This window comes from Micromonospora sp. NPDC048842 (assembly GCF_040649935.1).
Lineage (GTDB): Bacteria > Actinomycetota > Actinomycetes > Mycobacteriales > Micromonosporaceae > Micromonospora > Micromonospora hortensis.
In genome coordinates, this window is the sequence record NZ_JBEZGK010000009.1 from 64,997 (window position 1) to 88,579 (window position 23,583).

The window sequence follows — 23,583 nt, forward strand, 5'->3', positions numbered from 1 at the left end:
GTTGTTCCTCCTCGCCGCCGAGGGTGGTGAGTCAGACCACAACCCGATCATTCCGATCTGGCAAGAGATCGTGGTCGGCACGGTCGCCTTCGCCGTGCTCTGCTTCGTCCTGATGAAGTTCGTCTTCCCGCGCATGGAGCAGACGTTCCAGGCTCGGGTCGACGCCATCGAGGGCGGCATCAAGCGCGCCGAGGCCGCCCAGGCCGAGGCGAACCAGCTGCTCGAGCAGTACCGTGCCCAGCTCGCTGAGGCCCGGACCGACGCCGCCAAGATCCGTGACGACGCGCGGGCCGACGCCGAGGGCATCCGCCAGGACATCCTCGCCAAGGCGCGGGAAGAGTCCGACCGGGTCATCCAGGCGGGCAAGGACGCGCTCGCCGCCGAGCGGGCCACCATCGTGCGCGAGCTGCGCGCGGAGGTCGGCACGATCGCGGTGGACCTGGCCAGCAAGATCGTTGGCGAGTCGCTGGCCGACGAGGCGCGGCGTAAGGGCACCGTCGACCGGTTCCTGAGCGGTCTCGAGAGCACGGGGGCCCGCTGATGCAGGCCGCCAGCCGGGAGTCGTACAAGGTCGCGGCCGAGCGCCTCGACGCGTACGTCCGCGGCGCGGAGCCGTCAGCGGTGGCCTCCACCGCCGACGCCATCCTCTCCGTGGCGACCCTGCTGCGGCGTGAGCCGCGGCTGCGCCGGGCGCTCTCCGAGCCGTCCCGGTCCGGCGAGGATCGCGGCGCTCTGCTCGGCGACATGCTCGGCGGGCGGATCGGCGCGGACGCGCTCGACCTGCTCGTGTCGCTGGTCGCCGGCCGGTGGTCGGCACCCTCGGAGCTGCTCGACGGCACCGAGCGGCTGGGCGTGGAAGCGCTGCTGGCCAGCGCCGACAAGGCCGGCGAGCTGGGCGAGGTCGAGGACGAGCTGTTCCGCTTCGGTCAGGTAGTGGCCGGTCAGTCGGCGCTGAGCAACACGCTCGCCGACCCGGTCGCCCCGGTCGAGCAGCGGGCCACCCTGGCCCGCGAGCTGCTCGCCGACAAGGCCCGTCCGGTCACCGTCCGCCTCGTCGAGGTCGCACTCGGCGGGTACGGGGGGCGCTCCTTCACCGGCGCGCTCACCCGGCTGGTGGAACTCGCCGCCGAGCGACGCGACCGGCAGGTGGCGTACGTGACCGTCGCGGCCCCGTTGAGTGACGAGGACGAGCGCCGGCTGGGTGCGAGCCTCAGCGCGATATACGGTCGAGAGGTCTCCGTCAAGCAGACGGTGGACCCCCACGTCCTGGGTGGCGTGAGCGTGCGGGTCGGCTCCGACCTGTACGACGGCACCATCCTGCGCCGCCTCAACGAGACCCGCAACGCGCTCGCGAAGCGCTGAGCGGCTCCGCCGCCCAGCAATGTGGTGGCTTCGCCGCCCCGGCGCTGAGCGGCTCCGCCGCCCAGCATCGGGGTGACTGGATCGCTCAGTGCCCGGAATGACAGACGCCATTCGGACCGGTCGGTACTAGGTATCCCGGGCCCCTGAATTTTAAGGAAGCAGAGGATGGCCGAGCTGACCATCTCGACGGAGGAGATCCGCGGCGCCCTGGAGCGCTACGTCTCTTCCTACTCGTCCGACGTCTCCCGCGAGGAGGTCGGCACCGTCGCCGACACCGGCGACGGTATCGCCCACGTCGAGGGCCTGCCCTCGACCATGACCAACGAGCTCCTGGAGTTCGAGGACGGCACGCTCGGCGTGGCGTTGAACCTCGACGTCCGGGAGATCGGCGTCGTCGTTCTCGGTGACTCCGCCAAGCTGGAGGAAGGGCAGCGCGTCAAGCGCACCGAGCGGGTTCTCTCCGTTCCGGTCGGCGACGCCTTCCTCGGCCGCGTGGTCAACGCGCTCGGTGAGCCGATCGACGCGCTCGGCGACATCGCCAACGAAGGCTTCCGCGAGCTGGAGCTGCAGGCTCCGAACGTGATGTCCCGGCAGTCCGTCGACGAGCCGCTGCAGACCGGCATCAAGGCCATCGACGCGATGACCCCGATCGGTCGGGGCCAGCGGCAGCTCATCATCGGTGACCGGAAGACCGGTAAGACCACTGTCGCCCTGGACGCCATCCTCAACCAGCGGGACAACTGGCGCACCGGCGACCCGAAGAAGCAGGTTCGCTGCATCTACGTCGCCATCGGCCAGAAGGCCTCCACGATCGCCTCCATCAAGGGGCAGCTCGAGGAGGCGGGCGCGATGGAGTACACCACCATCGTCGCCTCGCCGGCGTCCGACCCGGCTGGCTTCAAGTACCTCGCCCCGTACACCGGCTCGTCCATCGGGCAGCACTGGATGTACGGCGGCAAGCACGTCCTGATCGTCTTCGACGACCTGAGCAAGCAGGCCGAGGCGTACCGCGCCGTGTCGCTGCTGCTGCGTCGCCCGCCGGGCCGTGAGGCGTACCCGGGTGACGTCTTCTACCTGCACTCCCGCCTGCTGGAGCGCTGCGCGAAGCTCTCCGACGAGCTGGGTGGCGGCTCGATGACCGGTCTGCCGATCATCGAGACGAAGGCCAACGACATCTCGGCCTTCATCCCGACCAACGTCATCTCGATCACCGACGGTCAGATCTTCCTGGAGACCGACCTGTTCAACCAGGGCGTCCGTCCGGCGATCAACGTCGGTACCTCGGTCTCCCGGGTCGGTGGCGCCGCGCAGGTGAAGCCGATGAAGAAGGTCGCCGGTTCACTGCGGCTCAACCTGGCCCAGTACCGCGAGCTGGAGGCGTTCGCCGCCTTCGCCTCCGACCTGGACCGGGCCTCCCGTGCCCAGCTGGACCGCGGTTCGCGCCTGGTCGAGCTGCTCAAGCAGCCGAACTACTCGCCGTTCCCGGTGCAGGAGCAGGTCGTCTCGGTCTGGGCCGGCACCGAGGGCAAGCTGGACGACATCCCGGTGGGTGAGGTCCGGCGCTTCGAGTCGGAGTTCCTGCAGTACCTGCGGCACAAGCATGAGGGTGTGCTGGCCGGCATCGCCGACAACCAGTGGAACGATGACATCATCGGCTCGCTGGACAGCGCGATCGCCGAGTTCAAGCAGGTCTTCCTCAACAAGGAGGACGAGCGCAAGGTCAACGACGCGCCGGCCGCTCCGCTCGAGGGTGACGAGAACCGCGAGACGGTGACCCGCTTCCGCGACGGCGCGACCGACCGCCCGGCCGAGAGCTGATCCCGTGGCGGCCCAGGTACGCGTTCTTCGTCAACGGATCCGCTCGGCGAAGTCGATGAAGAAGATCACCAAGGCGATGGAGCTCGTGGCGACGAGCCGGATCGCCAAGGCTCAGGCCCGGGTGCAGGCGTCCCTGCCGTACGCCCAGGCCATCACCGGTGTGCTCACGGCGCTGGCGTCCAACGCGCGGATCGACCACCCGCTGCTCACGCCGCGTGAGCGGGTGCGGCGGGCCGGCGTCCTGTTGGTCACCAGCGACCGTGGCCTGGCCGGCGGTTACAGCTCCAACGCGATCAGGATGGCAGAGTCGCTGATCGCGCGGCTCAAGGCAGACGGCAAGGAGCCGGTGCTCTACGTCATCGGGCGTAAGGGTGTCGGGTTCTACCGGTTCCGCGAGCGGCCGATCGAGGCGAACTGGACCGGCTTCAGCGAGCAGCCGTCGTTCGAGGACGCCCGTACCGTTGGTGAGACGCTGATCAAGGCGTTCACCGCCGGTGCGGACGACGTCGACGGCGGTGCCGGAGCGGACGGGGTGCTCGGCGTCGACGAGTTGCACATCGTCTACACCGAGTTCCACTCGCTCATGACGCAGAGCCCGGTCACCAAGGTCATCGGTCCGATGCAGGTGGAGGACCGGCCGCGCTCCGAGGGGTTGCTGCCGGCGTACGAGTTCGAGCCGGAGGCGGAGGCGCTGCTCGACGCGCTCCTGCCGAGGTACATCAACACGCGGATCTACGCGGCGTTGATCGAGTCGGCGGCGAGTGAGTCGGCGGCACGGCGGCGGGCGATGAAGAGCGCCACCGACAACGCCGAAGAGATGATCGAGAAGTACACGCGCGAGATGAACTCGGCTCGCCAGGCCGGGATCACCCAGGAGATCAGCGAGATCGTCGGCGGCGCCAACGCGCTGGCCGCGTCGGGAAGTGAAGTGTGATGACTGCACCAGTAGAGACCAAGACGGCCACGGGTCGCGTGGTCCGGGTCATCGGCCCGGTCGTCGACGCCGAGTTCCCGCGCGACGCCATGCCGGCCCTGTTCAACGCCTTGAACGTGAAGGTGAACCTGTCCGGCGGTGAGAAGACGCTGACCCTGGAGGTTGCCCAGCACCTGGGTGACAACCTGGTCCGTGCCATCTCGATGCAGCCGACCGACGGCCTGGTCCGTGGCGCCGAGGTGCGCGACCGCGGCGAGCCGATCACGGTGCCGGTGGGCGACGCGGTCAAGGGCAAGGTGTTCAACGCGATCGGCGAGGTGCTCAACCTCAAAGAGGGCGAGACGTTCGAGGCCGACGACCGGTGGGGCATCCACCGCAAGGCCCCGGCCTTCGCGGACCTCGAGCCGAAGACCGAGATGCTGGAGACCGGCATCAAGGTCATCGACCTGCTCGCCCCGTACGTCAAGGGCGGCAAGATCGGCCTGTTCGGCGGCGCGGGTGTGGGCAAGACGGTGCTCATCCAGGAGATGATCACCCGGGTCGCCCGCAACTTCGGTGGTACCTCGGTCTTCGCCGGCGTGGGTGAGCGCACCCGTGAGGGCAACGACCTCATCGCCGAGATGACCGAGTCCGGCGTCATCGACAAGACCGCGCTGGTCTACGGCCAGATGGACGAGCCGCCGGGCACCCGGCTGCGGGTGGCGCTCTCCGCGCTGACCATGGCCGAGTACTTCCGGGACGTGAAGAAGCAGGAGGTGCTGCTCTTCATCGACAACATCTTCCGCTTCACGCAGGCCGGTTCGGAGGTGTCCACCCTGCTCGGTCGTATGCCGAGCGCCGTGGGTTACCAGCCGACCCTGGCCGACGAGATGGGCGAGCTCCAGGAGCGGATCACCTCCGTCCGGGGCCAGGCCATCACCTCCATGCAGGCGATCTACGTGCCGGCGGACGACTACACCGACCCCGCCCCGGCCACCACGTTCGCCCACCTGGACGCGACCACCAACCTGGAGCGGTCGATCTCCGACAAGGGCATCTACCCGGCCGTGGACCCGCTGGCGTCCTCGTCCCGGATCCTCGCCCCGGAGTTCGTCGGCAACGAGCACTTCCAGGTTGCCACCGAGGTGAAGCGGATCCTGCAGCGCTACCGCGACCTGCAGGACATCATCGCCATCCTCGGTATCGAGGAGCTCTCCGAGGAAGACAAGATCACCGTGGCTCGCGCCCGGCGGATCGAGCGCTTCCTCTCGCAGAACACCTACGCGGCGGAGCAGTTCACCGGCGTGCCGGGTTCGACGGTCCCGATCAAGGAGACCATCGAGGCGTTCCGCAAGATCAGCGAGGGTGAGTACGACCACTTCCCCGAGCAGGCGTTCTTCATGTGCGGCGGTCTCGAGGACCTGGAGCGCAAGGCTGAGGAGCTGATGAAGGGCTGACCAGCCCCATCGATCCGTAGCAAAAAGACTGCCCCGGCAATGCCGGGGCAGTCTTTTGTTCATGTTCGCGTCTTACCATCGTCGCGGTCCGTTACTCGTGGTCGTCACTCCCGCGGCTCCCGAGCTACGGTTCGTTCCGCGCTCACCTGAACGAGCGTTGATCTTTGCAACCTTTCGACGACGTGCGCCCGTCTTCCTCGTCGTGGGCGTAACGAACGGAGATGCTCGTGGGTAAGGCCGGCAAGAGTGGCCGCAAGCCGTCCATCTGGCGAGGTGTGCCGCGGTGGGCCAGGATCTGCACTGTGTTCGGCACCGTGCTGACAGTGCTCAGCGGCGCCGTGCTGGTCGGCACCGAGGTTCTCATGGCCCGCTACGAGGGGTCCGTCGGCAAGGCCGACCTCTTCGGCGACCAAGCGGCGGGCGCCCAGGCGAAGAAGAGCGACATCAAGGGTCCGCTCAACATCCTGCTCGTCGGCATCGACCCGCGTACGCCGACGGCCGCGCCGCTGGCCGACTCGATCATGGTGCTGCACGTGCCGGCCTCGATGGACCGGGCTTACCTGTTCTCGCTGCCTCGTGACCTCTACGTGCGGATCCCGGCGTTCAAGAAGGCCGACTTCCCGGGCGAGACCACGAAGATCAACGCCGCGATGTCGTTCGGCAGCAAGGTGCCGGGGGCCAACCCCGACGCGGCACGGGGCTTCGAGTTGCTGGCCAGCACAGTGCAGAACGTCACCGGCATCAAGCGCTTCGACGCTGGCGCGATCATCAACTTCACCGGTTTCCAGAAGATCGTCGACGCCATGGGCGGTGTCGACATGTACATCGAGCGGGACGTGAAGTCCGAGCACAAGCAGCCGGACGGCAAGCCGCGGCCGGGCAACACCCGTGGTGAGGGCTACGTCGGCCCGCAGGCGATCTACAAGAAGGGCAACCGGCACCTGAGTGGGTGGCAGGCGCTGGACTACGTCCGGCAGCGCTACCCGAAGAACGGCGTTCCGGATTCCGACTACGGCCGGCAGCGCCACCAGCAGCAGTTCGTCAAGGCCATGGTCGGCCAGGCGTTCAGCGCCGACGTGGTGTCCAACCCGATCAAGCTGGACAAGGTGCTCCGCGCCGCCGGTCAGTCGTTGATCTTCAACGGCCGGGGCAACAGCGTCGTCGACTTCGGGCTCGCCCTGAAGGACATCCGCCCGAACACCATCGAGATGATCAAGCTGCCCGGTGGCGGGGTCTTCGAGGGCCAGAAGTACCTGGGCGAGCAGTTCCAGAACGGTGTTCCGGACTTCTTCACCGCCCTGCACAACGAGCAACTCGACCCGTTCCTGCTGGAGCACCCGGAATTCGTCAACAAGGCCAAGTAGTCAGGTCGGCGTTGTCCCCACCCGCGTTGGGCGCGCCGCGTCGTCAGGCTAGACTTTCGGCAATCCGTAGCCGCAGCAAGGAGACAGCGTGGCACAGCAGCTTCACGTCGAGCTCGTCGCCGTCGAGGAGAAGGTCTGGTCCGGTGACGCCGAGATGGTCGTCGCCCGGACGACCGAAGGCGAGCTCGGTGTCCTGCCGGGGCACGCGCCGCTACTCGGCCAACTCGCCGAGCCCGGCCAGGTACGCATCAAGCTCGCCGGCGGCGAGCAGGTCGCCTACGAGGTGGCCGGCGGCTTCCTCTCGGTGAGCGCCGACGGTGTCACCGTGCTGGCCGAGAGCGCAACCCCGGTCTCCGCGCAGAGCCGCTGAGCCACACCGGGGATGGAGATCGTCGAAGGATTCGGAATCGGCGTTGTCGTCATCCTCGGCGCGCTTCTGATCCTCTTCGTCCGGCGAGCTCTCGTCACCCGCAGCGGTGGCATCATCCGGCTCAGCGTCCGGGTCTCCACCATGCTCGACGGCCGCGGCTGGTCACCCGGCTTCGGCCGGTTCGCCGGTGACGAGCTGCGCTGGTACCGGATGTTCAGCTTCGCGATCCGGCCCAAGCGGGTGCTCTCCCGCAAGGGGCTGTCCGTGGAGCGCCGCCGGTTGCCCGAAGGTCAGGAACGGTTCTCCATGCCGGCCGACTGGGTGATCCTCCGCTGTACCAGTCACCACGCACCGGTGGAGATCGCCATGGCGCGATCGACAGTCACCGGTTTTCTCTCCTGGCTTGAGGCCGCCCCTCCGGGGGCGGTCTCGCCGCGTATGGCCTCCCAGGATTGGCCGGCTGCCTGAGGCTCGCTCTTGGTTGCTCTTCTGGGTTTCCGGGGGAGCCCGCCCGGCTCCGGGCGGTCAGGCTTGATCCCTGCGCCGGGCGGGCTCCCCCGGAAACCCTTCGTTGCCGCTGTGCGTCGATCCGGCGGGCTTTGATCACCTGCCGTTACCGGTGTAGCTGAGTCCCGCCTCCCTCGGTGTGCGCTGCGCGCCGGGCTGCGCGGCTTGCGCGTCGGTCGAGGTGTTGGTCGGCCTGGCTTGAGTAGTCGGCCTTGGCTACGCGTGGTGGCGGGCAGAGTGGGAACCCAGACCTCGACGTGGTGCGGAGCGCCCGACGTTCAGCGCTTGCCGCCCGGCACCCATAGCACATCTCCTGCCGGATTTGCCGTTCTTGACAGGATAAAGAGCAGATCGGAGAGCCGGTTGAGATACTTTGCCGGGAGCGTGCTGGTTCGTTCCGGATCGTGGCTGACCAGCGCCCACGCTGCCCGTTCGGCACGCCGGGCGACGGTCCGCGCCACGTGCAGCAGCGCCGCACCTGCGGTGCCGCCGGGGAGGATGAAGGAGTCGAGCTTGCTCAGGCGTGCGTTGTACTCGTCGCACCAGCCCTCCAGGCGCTCGACGTACTCCTCGGTGACCCGCAGCGGCGGGTACTTCGGCTCCGGCTCGACCGGGGTGGACAGGTCGGCGCCGACGTCGAACAGGTCGTTCTGCACCGACCCCAGCACGCCGCGAAGCTCCTCGTCGAGGTTTCCCAGTGCGAGCGCGACGCCGATCGCCGCGTTGCACTCGTCGACATCCGCGTACGCGGCGATCCGTGGATCGGTCTTCGGCACCTGCTCGTTGTTGCTCAGCCTGGTCATGCCGGCGTCGCCGGCCTTGGTGTAGATGCGCGTGAGGTGGACGGCCATGACGCACAGCCTACGGATTCCCGACCTGACGATCCCGGCCCGGCCGGACAGCACCGCCGGTTGGCCGGTGGTGGTGGGCCCCGGCGACGCCGGCGATGCGGCGGTCAACGATGTCGACGTCATCCGGGTCCGCGGTGACGCCCGACTGGCCGGCACCGTGCACGTGGTCGGTGCGAAGAACTCGGCGTTGAAACTGATGGCCGCCGCGCTGCTCGCGCCGGGCCGCAGTGTGATCACCAACGTCCCCCGGATCACCGACATCGCGATCATGGGGGAGGTGCTGCGCCGGCTGGGCTGCGACGTCCAGTTCGACGCGGACGACCCGGTCGACCCGATGGTCGTCCGTGGTGGAGTGGCCCGGTCCCGGTCGGTGACGATCGACGTACCCGAGCAGCCGGGCGCGGAGGCCGACTACGACCTGGTCCGACGGCTGCGCGCGTCGATCTGCGTGCTCGGCCCGTTGCTGGCCCGCCGGGGGTACGTGCGGGTGGCCCACCCCGGCGGCGACGCGATCGGGTCGCGGGGGTTGGACATGCACATCTCCGGGCTGACCCGGATGGGCGCGGAGATCTCCGGTGAGCACGGTTTCGTCATCGCCTCCGCCCCGCACGGGCTGCGTGGCGCGGACATCGTGCTGGATTTCCCCAGCGTCGGCGCGACCGAGAACCTGGTGATGGCGGCGGTGCTGGCCCAGGGCACCACGATGATCGACAACGCGGCCCGGGAGCCGGAGATCGTCGACATCTGCACGATGCTCAACCAGATGGGTGCGCGCATCGTCGGCGCGGGCACGTCGACGTTGCGCATCACCGGTGTGCCCGGTCTGCGTCCGGTGCGCCATGCCACGGTGGGGGACCGGATCGTCGCCGGCACCTGGGCGTTCGGCGCGGCGATGACCCGCGGCGACGTGACGGTGACCGGGCTGGACCCGGCCTTCCTGGAGGTCGCCCTGGACAAGGTCGTGGCGGCGGGCGGGCTGGTGGAGACCCGGGGAGACGGCTTCCGCGTACGGATGGACGAGCGGCCCCGGGCGGTGGACGTGGTGACGCTGCCGTACCCCGGCTTCGCCACCGACCTGCTGCCGATGGCGATCGGGCTGGCGGCCGTCAGCGACGGTGCCTCCCTGATCACCGAGAACATCTTCGACGGCCGGTTCATGTTCGCCAACGAGATGATGCGGCTCGGCGCGGACATCAAGACCGACGGGCATCACGCGGTGGTCCGGGGTCGGGAGCGGCTCTCCGGTGCCCCGGTGCGGGCCACCGACATCCGGGCCGGCGCAGGGTTGATCATCGCCGGACTCTGCGCGGAGGGGGTCACCGAGGTCTCCCACGTGCACCACGTCGACCGGGGCTACCCGGACTTCGTGGCCGACCTGCGTGCGCTCGGGGTGGCGGTCGAGCGGGGCACCACGCCGGAGGAGCCGGCACTGGAGATCTGAGGCCCCCACGACCCGGCCCGACCGCCACTTAGCCATCGTTCAGGCTCGCCGACTAGGGTGCAGGCAGGCACTCAATCGCAGCGAGGGAGAAGCAGATGGCGGGTCGACTCGCGGTCGTCGGAGCCGGGTTGATGGGTTCCGGCATCGCCCAGGTGGCGGCGCAGGCGGGCTGGCAGGTGACGCTGCGCGACCTGGACGACGCGGCCACCACCCGGGGTCTGGGCGGCATTCGGAAGTCACTGGAGAAGTTCGCCGAGAAGGGCAAGATCGAGGCGTCCGAGGTCGAGGCGACGCTGGCCCGGATCACCCCGACCACCGACCTGGAGGCGGCGGCGGACGCGGACATCGTGGTCGAGGCGGTCTTCGAGCGCCTGGAGATCAAGCACGAGGTGTTCCGCGCCCTGGACAAGATCTGCAAGTCGGACGCGGTGCTCGCCACCAACACCTCGGCCATCCCGGTCACCCAGATCGCCGCGGTGACCGAGCGGCCCGAGGCGGTGGTCGGCACCCACTTCTTCTCCCCGGTGCCGATGATGCAACTCTGCGAGCTGGTACGCGGTTACAAGACCAGCGACGCCACGCTGGACACCGCGCGGGCCTTCGCCGAGGAGATCGGTAAGACGGTCGTCGTGGTCAACCGGGACATCGCCGGCTTCGTCACCACCCGGTTGATCTCCGCCCTGGTGATGGAGGCGGTCAAGCTGGTGGAGTCCGGGGTGGTGTCCGCGGAGGACCTGGACACCGCCTGCCGGCTGGGCTTCGGGCACGCGATGGGCCCGCTGGCCACCACCGACCTGACCGGCGTGGACGTGCTGCTGCACGCCTCGAAGAACATCTACACCGACACCGCCGACGAGAAGTTCTTCCCGCCGGAGCTGCTCCAGCGGATGGTCACCGCCGGTGACCTGGGCCGCAAGACCGGCAAGGGCTTCTACACCTACTGAGACCGGCAGCCGCGGGGGCCCGTTCGCGGGCCCCCCGGTTCAGCTCAACTCGGGCCGGGCGGCGCGGCCAGCGCTCCCGCGACGAAGTCGAGGGCAGCGGGTATGACCGAGCCCCAGTAGCGGAAGTCGTGCCCGCCGTCGGCGTACTCGGCTCGGGCGGCCGGCTCGGGAAGGGCCCGCTCCAGCGCCTGCACGTCGGCGAGGAGGTCGTCCTGGCGACCGCACCAGAGGCCCAGCGGAGTGCCGCGTAGCCGGTCGACACCGGCGAAGACGGCATCACCTGGCGCGACGGCGGGGGAGAAGGCCGCCACCGCCCGGAGTGACCCCGGCCAGGTGGCGGCGAGCAACAGCGAGCCGAAGCCCCCCATGGACCATCCCCAGGCCGCCAGCCGGGTGGCGTCGAAGCCCCGCTCGGCGCACCAGGCCGGCACCTCCTCACGCACCATCCGCTGCGGGTCGTCCCGGCCGGCGGGGCGCCAGGAGAGGCGGTCGCCGGTCGCTCCGGCGAGCACGAACGGCGGCGCACCCCGACGTACCGCGTCGGTCAGGAAGCGCCCCAGGCCGAGCCCGGGGAAGTCCCGTGCGGTGGTGGACGCGCCGTGCAGCACCAGGCAGACCGGCAACCCCTGACCGTCGCCGTGCCCGTCCGGGACGGCGGTGTAGAAGTCGACCGAGCGGTCACGTGCGGCGGACTGGCGGCTGACCAGTCGCTCGTCGCCGGCCGGCGCGTCCGGGGGAACGGGTCGCGTCGGCGACGGCCGGATCAGGTCGCGGGCCGTCCAGCCGACCCCGACCGCCAGCGCCGTCGCCCCTGCCCCCGCGAGCAGGAGCCCGCGCCGGGTCGGTCGAGCGGCCATCGTCAGAGTCTGGCAGCCCCACGGCGGATCGGGGGCCCCGGAAGGGCGTCAGCCGTCGCGCTTGGTCGTCCAGCGGAAGGTGGTCAGGCAGAGCACCACACCGATCACGCACCACAGGGCCAGCACCACCGCCACCCGGCCCAGCTCGAACGAGCCGCCCGGCTCCTGGGCGCCGAAGCTCTCCGGCAGGAACACCGACCGCAGCCCCTGGCACATCCACTTGAGCGGGAACACCGCCGCCACCTGCTGCATCCAGGTGGGCAGGTCGGTGAAGACGAAGAACACCCCGGAGATGAACTGGAGCACCAGAGCCACCGGGGTGACCACCGCGGAGCCGCTGCGGGCGGTGCGGGCCAGCGACGAGATCGCGATGCCGCACAGGGTGCACGCGGTCACCCCGAGCACGGCGACCCAGCCGAAGGTGAACCACTTCGCGGCGGTGCCCGGCAGGTCGAGGTCGAACAGCGCCACCGCGACGGCCAGCAGCAGGACCGTCTCGGCGATCCCGATCGCCACCACCATGATCACTTTGCCGGCGAACCAGACCCACTTCGGCATCGGCGTGCCCCGGTAGCGCTTGAGCACGCCCCGGTCCCGCTCGATCGGGATCCAGATGCCGAGGTTCTGGAAGCTCACAGTCATCAGGCCGGTCGCGATCATGCCGGTGATGAAGTACTGGGTGAACTTGACCCCGCCGCCGATCGTGCCGTCGAAGATCGACGCGAAGATCAGGATCATGATGATGGGGAAGCCCATCGTGAAGACCACCGACTCCCGGCTGCGCAGGAACTGGGTGATCTCCAGTCGTCCCTGGCGCAGGGCGAGCGCGCCGGCACCCGGCCGTCGGCCGCGAGTCGCGGTGACCGGCGTCGCCGGCTTCGTCGTGGTCGTCATCGCGCGTGTCCGATCATGGTGAGGTAGACGTCCTCCAGGGTCGGCCGGGTCACCGTGAGCCCGGGGACCTCGCCGCCGTAGCGCGCGGCGAGGTCGGCCACGAAGGCCGTCGGCGTCGCGCTCTGCGCGCTGTCCACCGTGCCTTCCGGGGTACGCCAGGAGACCGTCGCGAGGGCCTCCTGCCGATTGCCCAGCCGGTTGGGGGCGGCGACCTCGACCAACCGGCCGCCGGCGATCACGCCGACCCGGTCGGCGAGGGCCTCGGCCTCGTCCAGGTAGTGGGTGGTGAGCACGATCGTGGTGCCGGCCGCGGCGAGGTCGCGGATCAGCTCCCAGAACTCGCGGCGGGCCTCCGGGTCGAAACCGGTGGTCGGCTCGTCGAGGAAGAGCAGCTCGGGACGGCCGATGATGCCCAGGGCCACGTCCAGGCGGCGCTTCTGCCCGCCGGAGAGGGTGTGCGTCCGGGCCTTCGCCTTGTCGGCCAGCCCGACCCGCTCGATCACCTTCTCCGGGTCGTCCGCGTCGGGGTAGAAGCCGGAGAAGTGCCGGATCACCTCGGCCACTGTCAGCTCGTCGAACTCGCCGGTGCCCTGAAGCACGATGCCGACCCGGGAGCGCCAGTCGGCATCCGGGTGGGCAGGGTCGACGCCGAGGACGGTGACCTCGCCCGCGTCCCGGCGGCGGTAACCCTCCAGGATCTCCACCGTTGTGGTCTTGCCGGCGCCGTTCGGGCCGAGCAACGCGAACACCTCGCCGCGGTGGACGTCCAGATCCACGCCCGCCACCGCCACGTTGTCGCCGTACGCCTTGCGCAGCCCTCGGACGGAGATGGCCAGCTCGTCATCCATGCCGTCCAGTGTGCGTCCTGGCCTGGGTCGGGTGGTGCCCGGGGTGTGGCGGTCCACGCCACTGCGGGCGCTTGCCACCCGGACGTCCCCGACATGGACCTGTGTGGTTTTCCACAGCTCCTTTTACTGAACGGTAACTTAGACTCCGGCCATGGATGAGACGGCATTCCCGGGGCGACTGCCCGAGCGGGACCGCCCGTGGGTGATGCGCACCTACGCCGGCCACTCGTCGGCCGCGGCCACCAACGCCCTCTTCCGCCGCAACCTGGCGAAGGGGCAGACCGGCCTGTCGGTCGCCTTCGACCTGCCCACCCAGACCGGGTACGACCCGGACCACGAACTCGCCGCCGGCGAGGTCGGGCGGGTCGGCGTGCCGGTGGCCCACCTCGGCGACATGCGGGCGCTCTTCGACGGTCTCCCGCTCGCCGACACGAACACCTCGATGACCATCAACGCCCCGGCGATGTGGCTGCTCGCCCTGTACGGAACCGTCGGGCTGGAGCAGGGCGCCGACCTCACCCGCTGCGCCGGCACCACCCAGAACGACATCATCAAGGAGTACCTGTCCCGGGGTACCTACATCTTTCCGCCGGCGGCGTCGCTGCGGCTCACCGCCGACATGGTGGCGTACACGCTGCGCGAGATGCCCCGGTGGAACCCTGTCAACATCTGCTCGTACCACCTCCAGGAAGCCGGCGCCACGCCCGTGCAGGAGGTCGGCTTCGCGCTGGCCACAGCGGTCGCCGTGCTCGACGCGGTCCGGGACTCCGGCCAGGTGCCGGCCGAGCGGATGGGCGACGTGGTCCAGCGGATCTCGTTCTTCGTCAACGCCGGGGTGCGCTTCGTCGAGGAGATCGCCAAGATGCGCGCGTTCGGCGTGCTCTGGGACGAGATCACCCGGGACCGGTACGGGGTCACCGACACCAGACAACGGCGGTTCCGCTACGGCGTGCAGGTCAACTCGCTCGGCCTCACCGAGGCGCAGCCGGAGAACAACATCCAGCGCATCGTGCTGGAGATGCTCGGCGTGACGATGTCCCGCGACGCCCGGGCCCGCGCTGTCCAACTGCCCGCCTGGAACGAGGCGCTCGGCCTACCCCGACCGTGGGACCAGCAGTGGTCGCTGCGGATGCAGCAGGTCCTGGCGTACGAATCGGATCTGCTCGAATATCCCGACCTCTTCGCCGGCTCGCACGTGATGACCGCGCTGGTCGACGAGGTCGTCACCGGGGCGCGGGTCGAGCTGGACAAGGTGCTGGAGCTGGGCGGCGTCGTCGCCGCCGTGGAGACCGGCTACCTCAAGAGCGCGCTTGTCGCGTCGCTGGCCGAGCGCCGTCGGCGGATGGAGTCCGGTGCCGACGTGGTGGTCGGGGTCAACCGGTACACCGAGACCGAACCCTCCCCGCTGACCGCCGCCGGCGCGGACGCCGTCGAACAGGTCGATCCGGCGGTCGAGGCGGCCGCCGTGGACGGCGTACGCCGGTGGCGGGCCGACCGGGACGCGGCCGTCGTCGACGCGGCGCTGGCCCGGCTGCGCGCGGACGCCGCGACCACCACCAACCTGATGCCGGCCACAGTGGAGTGCGTGCGGGCCGGGGTGACCACCGGCGAGTGGGCCGGCGCGCTGCGCCAGGTCTTCGGCGAGTACCGGGCGCCGACCGGCCTGGCCGGTGCCACCGGCGGCGGTGGGGAGCCGGGCCTGCTGGCGGTCCGCGAGCGGGTCACCGCCACAGCCCGGGAGCTGGGTAGCGGCCGGCTGCGGCTGCTGGTCGGCAAACCCGGCCTGGACGGGCACTCCAACGGCGCGGAGCAGATCGCGGTACGTGCCCGCGATGCCGGCTTCGAGGTCGTCTACCAGGGCATCCGGTTGACCGCGGGGCAGATCGTCGCCGCCGCCGTCGAGGAGGACGTCGACCTGGTCGGGCTCTCCGTGCTCTCCGGGTCGCACCTGGCCGCCGTGCCCGCTGTGCTCGACGGGCTGCGCGCCGCCGGCCGGGCGGACCTGCCGGTGGTGGTGGGCGGCATCATCCCGGCCAGTGACGCGGACACCCTGCGGGCGGCCGGTGTCGCCCGGGTCTTCACCCCGAAGGACTTCGCCCTCACCGGCATCATCGACGACCTGGTGACGGTCATCCGTCACGCCAACGACCTGCCCTGATCGAGAGCTGTCCCGGCAGGTCGTCGGCCGGCGTGGGTCGCCGACCGGCGTGGGTCAGCGGCCGGCGTAGGTCATGCAGTCGGCCATGTCGTTGTCCGGGCCGACCCTGATCGACGCCGCGTGGCACTCCAGCTGCTCGTTGTGCCGGCAGTCGGCGCGCTGGCAGGCGCCCACCTGCGCGATCATGCTCTCCACGCCGCCCCGGACGGGCGACTCGACGAACGTGTGGCAGTGGGCGTGATCCATGCTGCCGATGGTGATCGCGAAGGCGTGGCAGTCACCCGACTGGTTGTACGCGCACGCGGCGACCACACATTCCTGGACTCGGGGCATCTCCAACGCTGCGGTCATGCCGACCTCCTCTAGGCTCTTGCCCCGATCCTAGGCTTTTGTCGGACCGTGGAGCCCCGGTATCGCGGGCCGCCGATCCGCCGCGTCAGACGCGGAAGCCGGCGGCGCGGGCGGCCTCTCGTTCGCGGCGTCGTTCGGATCGCCGACGGAAAAACCAGAAGGTGAAGAACGCCAGGCCGACCAGTGCGACGAGCACCAGCACCGGCAGGATGATCGCCACCAGGGAGACCACCACGCTGGTGGCGTCCTCGGCGGTGCTGGCGACCGGGGCGCCGATCCCGGCGGTGGTCGCGTTGATGACCGGGCGGGCCGCGGACTTGAGTAGGTGCACGCCCAACGCCAGCAGTACGCCGGTGACGACAGGCACCCACTGGTGGGACGAGAAGAAGCTCCCCGGGTCGCTGACCGTCACCGTCTCCGACGAGGAGCCGGCGCCGAAGGCAAGGCCACCGGCGGTGGGTCGGACAACCGTCTGCACCACGTCGTTGATGTGGTCGACCACTGGCACCTTGTCCGCCACCATCTCCACGGCGAGCAGCACGGCCATGATGGCGATGACCCAGCCGTTGCCGAGCCAGGTCCAGCCGCTGGGCAGGTCGATCAGGTCGGTGTAACGGCCGAGTAGACCGAGGATGAGCAGGGGTATGTAGGCGTTCAGCCCCGCCGAGGCGGCGAGACCGGTGCCGGTGAGGACTTCGAACACGGTCTCAGCATCGCATCGACGCGCCAGTGCCGCTCGCTGGCGACCGGTGGGTGCTCGGCTACCCTCGTCGGGTGCGGTTGGTCATTGCGAAGTGCTCGGTGGACTATGTCGGACGGCTCTCGGCTCACCTGCCGCTGGCCACCCGGTTGTTGATGGTGAAGGCGGACGGGTCGGTGTCTATTCACGCCGACGACCGGGCGTACAAGCCGTTGAACTGGATGAGCCCGCCGTGTCGGTTGGAGGAGGCCCCCGGTGTGTGGCGGGTCGTCAACAAGGCTGGCGAGGAGTTGCGGATCACCCTGGAGGAGATCTTCCAGGACACCTCGTACGAGTTGGGTGTGGATCCGGGCCTGCGCAAGGACGGGGTGGAGGCGCACCTCCAGGAGTTGCTGGCCGCCAACCCGGGTGCCTTGGGTGAGGGGTTCACGCTGGTCCGCCGCGAGTACATGACGGCGATCGGCCCGGTCGACCTGCTGTGCCGAGATGCCAACTCGGGCTCCGTCGCCGTCGAGGTCAAGCGGCGTGGCGACATCGACGGCGTGGAGCAGTTGACCCGTTATCTCGAGCTGATGAACCGTGACCCGCTGCTCAGCCCGGTCGTCGGGGTCTTCGCCGCCCAGGAGATCAAGCCGCAGGCGCGGGTGCTCGCCACCGACCGGGGCATCCGGTGTGTGGTAGTGGACTACGACAAGCTGCGCGGCATCGTGAAGGACGAGCTGACTCTCTTCTGACCGGCGCACTACCCGGTGCGCACCGCGATCAGTGACTTCGGCAGACCGAACACCCGCTCCACCAGCATCGTCGAGTCGGGGAAGTAGTGACGCATCTGCGAGCGGTCCAACAGCTCGGTCCAGAGCACCTGGTGGATGGCGGCTTCGTGGCTGCGGGTCGGTTTGTGGCCCAACGGCCAACGTTGGGCGAACGCGGTGCGCAGTCGTACCGGCAGGAACTGCATGCCGGGCGCGATCCAGTGCGGCTCGATGGGGAAGTAGCGGTAGGGCGTCTGCACCCAGTGCCGGTCGGCCAGTGAGCGGGCGGCGGCGGCGAAGCGAATCCGGCGTTCGTGCCCGCCCACATGCTCCAGCACGGAGTTCGAGAAGACCAGGTCGAAGCTGCCCTTGGTGAGGTGCGCGGGCAGGTCGCAGGCGTCTGCCTGCTCGACGTGGGCCCATTCCGGGACGATGGCGGGCGGCTGCTCCAGGTTGACGACTGTCACCCGGGCCGGTCGGACGGTGGAGCGGTGCCAGGTGCCGAGCCGACCGCCGAGGTCGACCACGTGCATGTCGCCGATGTCGGGAAAGGTGCGCGCCAGCCAGTCCGAGCGGTGCCGACGCCGTCGGGCGCTCCACGACTGGTCACTGTCGACAAGGCGGTAGCGCAATCGATTGGGGCCCATTTAACGCAATGTACCGCCGTGACCACGGCGTATAAACATGTGGATACACCGATCCTTGTTGATGATCGGCTATCCGACACTTACCTCCCGTACATGACCTTGATGGCCTTGACGAGTCGGGCCACGTCGGCGGGGGTGCGCTCGAAGGTCATCGACGGCAGCAGTGAGCGGGCTCGACGTCGGGTGATCGCCTTGGATCGACCGAACTCACGCAGGCCGTCCTCCCCGTGGATCCGCCCGAAGCCGGAGTCGCCGACACCGCCGAACGGCAGTGTCGACATGCCGGCGAAGGTCAGCGTGGAGTTGATCGACGCCATCCCGGAGCGCAGCCGCCGGGCGATGGCCACCGCCCGCCGCCGGCCGAAGACCGAGCCCCCGAGGCCGTACGAGAGGGCGTTGGCGCGGGTGACGGCCTCGTCGGCGTCGCGGACCCGGCTGATGGTCAGCGTGGGGCCGAAGGTCTCCTCGCGGACGGCGGCCGACTCCTCCGGTACGTCCACCAGCACCGTGGGGTGGACGTACGGCGGTTGCACGGCGCTCGGGCCGCCGAGCACGGCGCGCCCGCCGGACGTGATCGCGGCGTCGATGTGCCGGCGGATCACGTCGATCTGCTTGGGCATGGTGATCGGGCCGATGTCGGTGCCCTCCGGCCCGACAGTCAGTCGACCGGCGCGGGTCACCACCTTGTCGACGAAGGCGTCGAAGACGGCGTCGACCGCGTAGACCCGCTCGATGCCGATGCAGGTCTGGCCGGCGTTGGTCATGCCACCCCAGACACACGCCTCGGCGGCCGCGTCCAGGTCGGCGTCGCTGTCCACGATCATGGCGTCCTTGCCGCCGCCCTCGATGAGCACCGGGGTCAGCGTCTCGGCGCAGGCGGCCATCACCTTCCGGGCGGTGGCGGTGGAGCCGGTGAAGGCCAGCTTGTTGACGCCGGAGCGGCACAGCGCCGCGCCCACGTCGCCCAGCCCGTGCACGGCGGTGAAGACCGGCTGCTCGGGCACCACCTCGGCGAAGCTGTCCACCAGCCACTGGCCGACGGCGGGCGTGTACTCGCTCGGCTTGAGCACCACGGCGTTGCCGGCGGCCAGGGCGTACGCGGCGGAGCCGATCGGCGTGAAGACCGGATAGTTCCACGGCCCGATCACGCCGACCACCCCGTACGGCTGGTATTCGAGGTGCCCGGAGAACTCGGCCAGGATGAGCCGGGACCGCACCCGGCGTGGACCGAGCACGCGGCCGGCGTTGCGGGCGGCCCAGTCGATGTGCTCGATCGCGGTGACGATCTCGACGATCGCGTCGGCGACCGGCTTCCCGCCCTCGACGTGCACCAACTCGGCCAACTGCTCGATGCGCTTGGCGAGCAGGGCGCGCCACCGCAGCATCCGCTGGCGGCGGCCGGTGAAGCCGAGACCCGCCCACCATTCGCCGGCGGCGCGAGCGCTGTCGACGGCCTGCCGCACGTCGGCGTCGGTGGCGACCGGGAGGCGACCGGCCTCGGCGCCGGTCGCCGGGCTGGTGGAGACCAACTGGCCCGCGTCGATGACCGGAACGCCCGGGATATGCACTGCCGTCATGGCGGAAGTCTAGACCCGAGGATTACTCACCGGTAGGGTCCCCGATTCGAGACCGGGGGAGCGGCGTCGCACCAACCTGGCCGATCGTTGATCAGTGCAGGTCAGGGCGTTGGTGACGGATGCGGCCCGCCCGAATCGTCGAACGGCAGATGGCCGGGAGGTGACGAGAGGCTGACCGGCCGGTCGGTATTGACGACTACCGTCTGATGGCAAGCTGACGCGCGGAGTGACGGTGCGGGGTGGAGGGCTGACTGTCCATGGAGGAACATCCGGAACTGATGCCGCTGTTGACGGTCGCGGGTGGACCGATGCGCGGCGCGAGCTTTCGTATGCGAGCCGAGATACAGGTGATCGGCCGAGCGCCGAGCGGTCAGGTGGTCATCAACGACCCACACCTGAGCCGTCGCCACGCCGAGGTGTGGTTGGCGCCGGAGGGCCCGTCCCTGCGGGACCTGGGCTCCACCAACGGCACCTGGCTCAACGACCGGCGGATCACCGAGGTGGAACGACTCTCCGACGGTGACGTGATCCGGCTGGGCCGTACCGAACTGCGCCTGTTCGACCCCGGGGTGGCGCTCACCGACCCGGTGGGGCTCAGCTTCGGCCCGTCCCGGCGCGACGTCCGACCGACGCTGCCGCTGCCGCTGGCCGCGCCACCGGGCTCGCGTCGCTGATCGCCTGGCGGCCTGCCACACCGGATGGCTCCGTTGGGTGGCGCTCCGACACCTGGACCGGCGGGGGCGCCCGTGGCACCATGCCGCGGATGGAGACCGAGCAGCGGACCGTGACGGCGAACGGCAACACTCAGGCGGTACGGGTGGCCGGCCCGCCGGACGGCACACCGGTGCTGCTGATCCACGGCAACTGCTCGTCCGCGCTGTTCTGGGAGCCGCTGGTCCGCCGCCTGCCATCGACGCTGCGGGTGGTCGCCCCCGACCTGCGGGGGTACGGCGACTCCGCGACCGCCCCGGTGGACGCCACCCGGGGTCTGCGGGACTTCGCCGACGACGTGGCCGCACTGCTGGACGACCCGACGCTCTTCGCCGCCGACGCGCGACCGGTGGTGGTCGGGCACTCCCTCGGCGGAGGGGTGGCGATGCGCCTGCTGGTCGACCATCCGCACCGGGTGGGGGCGTTGCTGCTCGCCGCGCCGGTCTCCCCGTACGGCTTCGGCGGCACCCGCGACCTGACCGGCACGCCGACCACAGCCGACTTCGCCGGCACCGGCGCCGGCACGGCGAACCCGGACTTCGTCGCCCGCCTCGCGGCCGGTGACCGGAGCACTGACGCGCCGGCCAGCCCGCGCGCCGTGCTGCGAGCCACCTACGTGGCCGATCCCGCCTCGCTGGGCACTGACGAGGAACTGCTACTGGACACAGTGCTCTCCACAGCCACCGGTGACGACAACTACCCGGGCACGGCGGTGCCGTCGGAGAACTGGCCGGGCACCGCGCCGGGGGAGCGCGGGGTGCTCAACGCGTTGGCGCCGACCTGGTTCCGGCTCGCCGACGAGCTGGTGGCCGTCGCCGAGAAACCGCCGGTCACCTGGGTACGCGGAGACGTCGACGTCATCGTCTCGGACACCTCGCTGTTCGACCTGGCGTACCTGGGTTCGCTGGATCTCGTGCCCGGCTGGCCCGGCGCGGACGCCTGCCCACCGCAGCCGATGGTCGGCCAGACCCGGGCGGTGCTCGACCGGTACGCGGCGGCCGGCGGCGCATACCACGAGGTGGTGCTGCCGGGTTGCGGGCACAGTCCGCACCTGGAGCGCCCGGCGGAGTTCGTCGCGGAGTTGTTGGCTCTGACCAGCGTGGCGGCCGGGTAGCGGGTGCCGCTGAGCCGTGGGTGAAATATGCCACGGCGTCTCGACAACTCACCGTCACGTGGCAGACTCGCGCGCATAACCTTAGCGGCCGTTCAGTGGCCGTGCGGAGTCTCTGGGGAGGCCGGTCGTGGCGCGCGAGTTCAGCACCGTTGGTGTGGTGGGGCTGGGCACCATGGGTGCCGGCATCGTCGAGGTCTTCGCCCGCAACGGCATCGACGTGGTGGCAGTGGAAATCTCCGCGCCGGCGCTGGAGCGCGGCCGGGCCACACTGAAGGGCTCCACCGACCGGGCGGTCGCCAAGGGCAAGCTCGCCGAGGCGGACCGCGACGCCCTGCACGAGCGGGTGCACTTCGCGGTCGGGCTGGACGCGCTGCACTCCGTCGACCTGGTGATCGAGGCGGTGCCCGAGCACCTGGACCTCAAGCAGCGGATCTTCGCGGAGCTGGACCGGGTCTGCCGACCGGAGACGATCCTCGCCACCAACACCTCGTCGTTGAGCGTCACCGAGATCTCGGTCGCCACCAGCCGACCCAACCAGGTGATCGGCATCCACTTCTTCAACCCGGCCCCGGTGATGAAGCTGGTCGAGGTGGTTCGCACTGTCGTCACCGCCCCCGAGGTGGTCGCCGACGTGGAGGCGCTCTGCGCCCGGCTCGGCAAGGTCGACGTCACCATCAACGACCGGGCCGGCTTCATCGCCAACGCGCTGCTCTTCGGCTACCTCAACCACGCGGTCGCCATGTTCGAGTCGCACTACGCGACCCGGGAGGACATCGACGCCGCCATGAAGCTCGGCTGCGGCCTGCCGATGGGCCCGCTGGCGTTGATGGACCTCATCGGCCTGGACACCGCGTACGAGATCCTGGACACCATGTACCGGCGCGGCGGGCGGGACCGCCGCCACGCCCCGGTGCCGCTGCTCAAGCAGATGGTGACGGCAGGGCTGCTCGGCCGGAAGTCGGGCCGGGGCTTCTACACCTACGAGCGGCCCGGCTCCCCGGTTGTCGTACCGGATGAGGCGACGCCGCTGGCCACTGACGCCGCGCTCGCCGACGGCGCACGCGCCATCGCGAAGGTCGGCGTGGTCGGCTCCGGAACGATGGCCACCGGGATCATCGAGGTCTTCGCGAAGGCCGGCTACGAGGTCGTCTCGGTGACCCGTGGCATGGAGAAGTCCGCGAAGGTCTGCGAGGCGGTGAAGACCTCGCTGAACAAGGGCGTGGTGCGCGGCAAGCTCGCCGAGGCCGACCGGGACGCCGCCCTGGGCCGGATCAGCTGGTCCGCCACACTCGACCATCTCGCCGACGTCGACCTGGTGGTCGAGGCGGTCGTCGAGGAGTTGAGCGTCAAGAAGGCCCTCTTCGCCAGCCTCGACGAAATCTGCAAGCCGGGTGTGGTGCTTGCCACCACCACCTCGTCGCTGCCGGTGATCGAGGTGGCGATGGCCACCCAGCGACCGGCCGACGTGGTGGGGCTGCACTTCTTCAACCCGGCGCCGGTCATGCCGCTGGTCGAGGTCGTCCGCACCATCCGCACCTCGCCGGAGGCCACCGCCACCGCCCGCGCCGTCTGCGCCGCTCTCGGCAAGACCGGCGTGGTCTGCGGCGACCGGTCCGGCTTCATCGTCAACGCGTTGCTCTTCCCGTACCTGAACGACGCGGTGAAGATGCTGGAGGCCAGCTACTCGACGGCCGACGACATCGACCACGCCATGAAGTTGGGCTGCGGCTACCCGATGGGCCCGTTCGAGCTGCTCGACGTGGTCGGGTTGGACGTCTCCCTGGCCATCCAGCGCGAGCTGTACCTGGAACTGCGTGAGCCGGGCTTCGCGCCCGCGCCGCTGCTGGAGCACCTGGTCACCGCCGGCTACCTGGGCCGCAAGACCCGCCGCGGCTTCCGCGACCACTCGCACCGCTGACCGGTGTCAACAGGGGGCGCCGGTGACGG

Annotated in this window: 23 protein-coding genes; 15 read left to right on the forward strand and 8 right to left on the reverse strand. The window is 70.0% G+C overall.

Annotation, left to right across the window (positions count from 1 at the left end):
- The first annotated feature begins 1 nt into the window (after position 1).
- The 8 genes from AB0C19_RS15140 (at position 2) to AB0C19_RS15175 (ending at position 7,752) form a co-directional block, all read left to right on the forward strand.
- Positions 2 to 541, forward strand: coding sequence for a F0F1 ATP synthase subunit B (locus AB0C19_RS15140; protein WP_112584053.1), 540 nt, complete (start codon positions 2 to 4; stop codon positions 539 to 541).
- Positions 541 to 1,362 (forward strand): F0F1 ATP synthase subunit delta, encoded by an 822-nt coding sequence (locus AB0C19_RS15145; RefSeq protein WP_238687353.1) that lies wholly within the window; start codon positions 541 to 543, stop codon positions 1,360 to 1,362. The genes AB0C19_RS15140 and AB0C19_RS15145 overlap by 1 nt, the downstream gene beginning before the upstream one ends.
- 165 nt (positions 1,363 to 1,527) lie before the next feature.
- Complete coding sequence (atpA, locus tag AB0C19_RS15150) at positions 1,528 to 3,180, forward strand: F0F1 ATP synthase subunit alpha (protein ID WP_238677313.1); 1,653 nt, start codon at positions 1,528 to 1,530, stop codon at positions 3,178 to 3,180.
- Between the two features lie 4 nt (positions 3,181 to 3,184).
- Entirely contained in the window at positions 3,185 to 4,114 is a 930-nt protein-coding gene (locus AB0C19_RS15155; RefSeq protein WP_328652358.1) for a F0F1 ATP synthase subunit gamma, read from the forward strand.
- Positions 4,114 to 5,550, forward strand: a complete 1,437-nt coding sequence (gene atpD / locus AB0C19_RS15160; protein WP_238677311.1) for a F0F1 ATP synthase subunit beta — start codon at positions 4,114 to 4,116, stop codon at positions 5,548 to 5,550. The genes AB0C19_RS15155 and atpD overlap by 1 nt, the downstream gene beginning before the upstream one ends.
- A 221-nt stretch (positions 5,551 to 5,771) precedes the next feature.
- The gene (locus tag AB0C19_RS15165) at positions 5,772 to 6,914 is read left to right on the forward strand and encodes an LCP family protein (RefSeq protein ID WP_357184864.1); all 1,143 of its coding nucleotides are present in this window, start codon (positions 5,772 to 5,774) and stop codon (positions 6,912 to 6,914) included.
- 88 nt (positions 6,915 to 7,002) lie between these two features.
- Positions 7,003 to 7,284, forward strand: coding sequence for a F0F1 ATP synthase subunit epsilon (locus AB0C19_RS15170; protein ID WP_030333186.1), 282 nt, complete (start codon positions 7,003 to 7,005; stop codon positions 7,282 to 7,284).
- 12 nt (positions 7,285 to 7,296) lie between these two features.
- Complete coding sequence (locus tag AB0C19_RS15175) at positions 7,297 to 7,752, forward strand: DUF2550 domain-containing protein (protein ID WP_357184867.1); 456 nt, start codon at positions 7,297 to 7,299, stop codon at positions 7,750 to 7,752.
- A 317-nt stretch (positions 7,753 to 8,069) separates the two neighbouring features.
- Here AB0C19_RS15175 and AB0C19_RS15180 read toward each other — a convergent pair whose 3' ends face one another.
- On the reverse strand, positions 8,070 to 8,642 hold the full coding sequence (locus tag AB0C19_RS15180) for a cob(I)yrinic acid a,c-diamide adenosyltransferase (RefSeq protein ID WP_091405871.1): 573 nt from the start codon (positions 8,640 to 8,642) through the stop codon (positions 8,070 to 8,072).
- Here AB0C19_RS15180 and murA point away from each other — a divergent pair.
- Positions 8,641 to 10,083 (forward strand): UDP-N-acetylglucosamine 1-carboxyvinyltransferase, encoded by a 1,443-nt coding sequence (gene murA / locus AB0C19_RS15185; RefSeq protein ID WP_357184871.1) that lies wholly within the window; start codon positions 8,641 to 8,643, stop codon positions 10,081 to 10,083. The two genes, AB0C19_RS15180 and murA, sit on opposite strands and share 2 nt — an antisense overlap.
- Positions 10,084 to 10,178: 95 nt before the next feature.
- Positions 10,179 to 11,027, forward strand: coding sequence for a 3-hydroxyacyl-CoA dehydrogenase family protein (locus tag AB0C19_RS15190; protein WP_110561611.1), 849 nt, complete (start codon positions 10,179 to 10,181; stop codon positions 11,025 to 11,027).
- A 44-nt stretch (positions 11,028 to 11,071) separates the two neighbouring features.
- Here AB0C19_RS15190 and AB0C19_RS15195 read toward each other — a convergent pair whose 3' ends face one another.
- The 3 genes from AB0C19_RS15195 to AB0C19_RS15205 are packed head-to-tail and all read right to left on the reverse strand — an operon-like array spanning position 11,072 to position 13,626.
- Complete coding sequence (locus AB0C19_RS15195) at positions 11,072 to 11,884, reverse strand: alpha/beta hydrolase-fold protein (RefSeq protein WP_266304556.1); 813 nt, start codon at positions 11,882 to 11,884, stop codon at positions 11,072 to 11,074.
- Positions 11,885 to 11,932: 48 nt separating this feature from the next.
- Positions 11,933 to 12,778, reverse strand: a complete 846-nt coding sequence (locus AB0C19_RS15200) for an ABC transporter permease (RefSeq protein ID WP_091405863.1) — start codon at positions 12,776 to 12,778, stop codon at positions 11,933 to 11,935.
- Entirely contained in the window at positions 12,775 to 13,626 is an 852-nt protein-coding gene (locus AB0C19_RS15205; protein WP_357184877.1) for an ABC transporter ATP-binding protein, read from the reverse strand. Before AB0C19_RS15205 ends, AB0C19_RS15200 begins: the two co-directional genes overlap by 4 nt.
- Positions 13,627 to 13,777: 151 nt before the next feature.
- Here AB0C19_RS15205 and AB0C19_RS15210 point away from each other — a divergent pair, with 151 nt between their 5' ends.
- On the forward strand, positions 13,778 to 15,784 hold the full coding sequence (locus AB0C19_RS15210) for a protein meaA (protein WP_357184880.1): 2,007 nt from the start codon (positions 13,778 to 13,780) through the stop codon (positions 15,782 to 15,784).
- 54 nt (positions 15,785 to 15,838) lie between these two features.
- Here AB0C19_RS15210 and AB0C19_RS15215 read toward each other — a convergent pair whose 3' ends face one another.
- Together AB0C19_RS15215 and AB0C19_RS15220 are read right to left on the reverse strand one after the other, a co-directional pair.
- The gene (locus AB0C19_RS15215) at positions 15,839 to 16,135 is read right to left on the reverse strand and encodes a DUF1540 domain-containing protein (RefSeq protein WP_238677304.1); all 297 of its coding nucleotides are present in this window, start codon (positions 16,133 to 16,135) and stop codon (positions 15,839 to 15,841) included.
- An 85-nt stretch (positions 16,136 to 16,220) separates the two neighbouring features.
- A complete protein-coding gene (locus AB0C19_RS15220) occupies positions 16,221 to 16,838 on the reverse strand; it encodes a DUF4126 domain-containing protein (RefSeq protein WP_124857624.1) in 618 nt (205 codons plus the stop codon).
- Between the two features lie 71 nt (positions 16,839 to 16,909).
- Between AB0C19_RS15220 and nucS the strand changes: the two genes are divergently transcribed.
- Complete coding sequence (gene nucS, locus AB0C19_RS15225) at positions 16,910 to 17,569, forward strand: endonuclease NucS (protein ID WP_112584054.1); 660 nt, start codon at positions 16,910 to 16,912, stop codon at positions 17,567 to 17,569.
- Positions 17,570 to 17,577: 8 nt separating this feature from the next.
- Here the strand turns inward: nucS and AB0C19_RS15230 are convergent, their stop codons facing one another.
- Positions 17,578 to 18,234, reverse strand: coding sequence for a methyltransferase domain-containing protein (locus AB0C19_RS15230; RefSeq protein ID WP_357184885.1), 657 nt, complete (start codon positions 18,232 to 18,234; stop codon positions 17,578 to 17,580).
- 80 nt (positions 18,235 to 18,314) lie between these two features.
- On the reverse strand, positions 18,315 to 19,811 hold the full coding sequence (locus AB0C19_RS15235) for an aldehyde dehydrogenase family protein (protein ID WP_357184888.1): 1,497 nt from the start codon (positions 19,809 to 19,811) through the stop codon (positions 18,315 to 18,317).
- Between the two features lie 308 nt (positions 19,812 to 20,119).
- Here AB0C19_RS15235 and AB0C19_RS15240 point away from each other — a divergent pair, with 308 nt between their 5' ends.
- The 3 genes from AB0C19_RS15240 (at position 20,120) to AB0C19_RS15250 (ending at position 23,554) form a co-directional block, all read left to right on the forward strand.
- Positions 20,120 to 20,485 carry an FHA domain-containing protein gene (locus tag AB0C19_RS15240; protein WP_357185272.1) on the forward strand — a complete coding sequence of 122 codons (366 nt, stop codon included), beginning with the start codon at positions 20,120 to 20,122 and terminating at the stop codon, positions 20,483 to 20,485.
- An 89-nt stretch (positions 20,486 to 20,574) separates the two neighbouring features.
- Complete coding sequence (locus tag AB0C19_RS15245) at positions 20,575 to 21,636, forward strand: alpha/beta hydrolase (RefSeq protein WP_357184891.1); 1,062 nt, start codon at positions 20,575 to 20,577, stop codon at positions 21,634 to 21,636.
- Positions 21,637 to 21,763: 127 nt separating this feature from the next.
- The gene (locus tag AB0C19_RS15250) at positions 21,764 to 23,554 is read left to right on the forward strand and encodes a 3-hydroxybutyryl-CoA dehydrogenase (RefSeq protein ID WP_357184894.1); all 1,791 of its coding nucleotides are present in this window, start codon (positions 21,764 to 21,766) and stop codon (positions 23,552 to 23,554) included.
- The last annotated feature ends 29 nt before the right edge of the window (positions 23,555 to 23,583 follow it).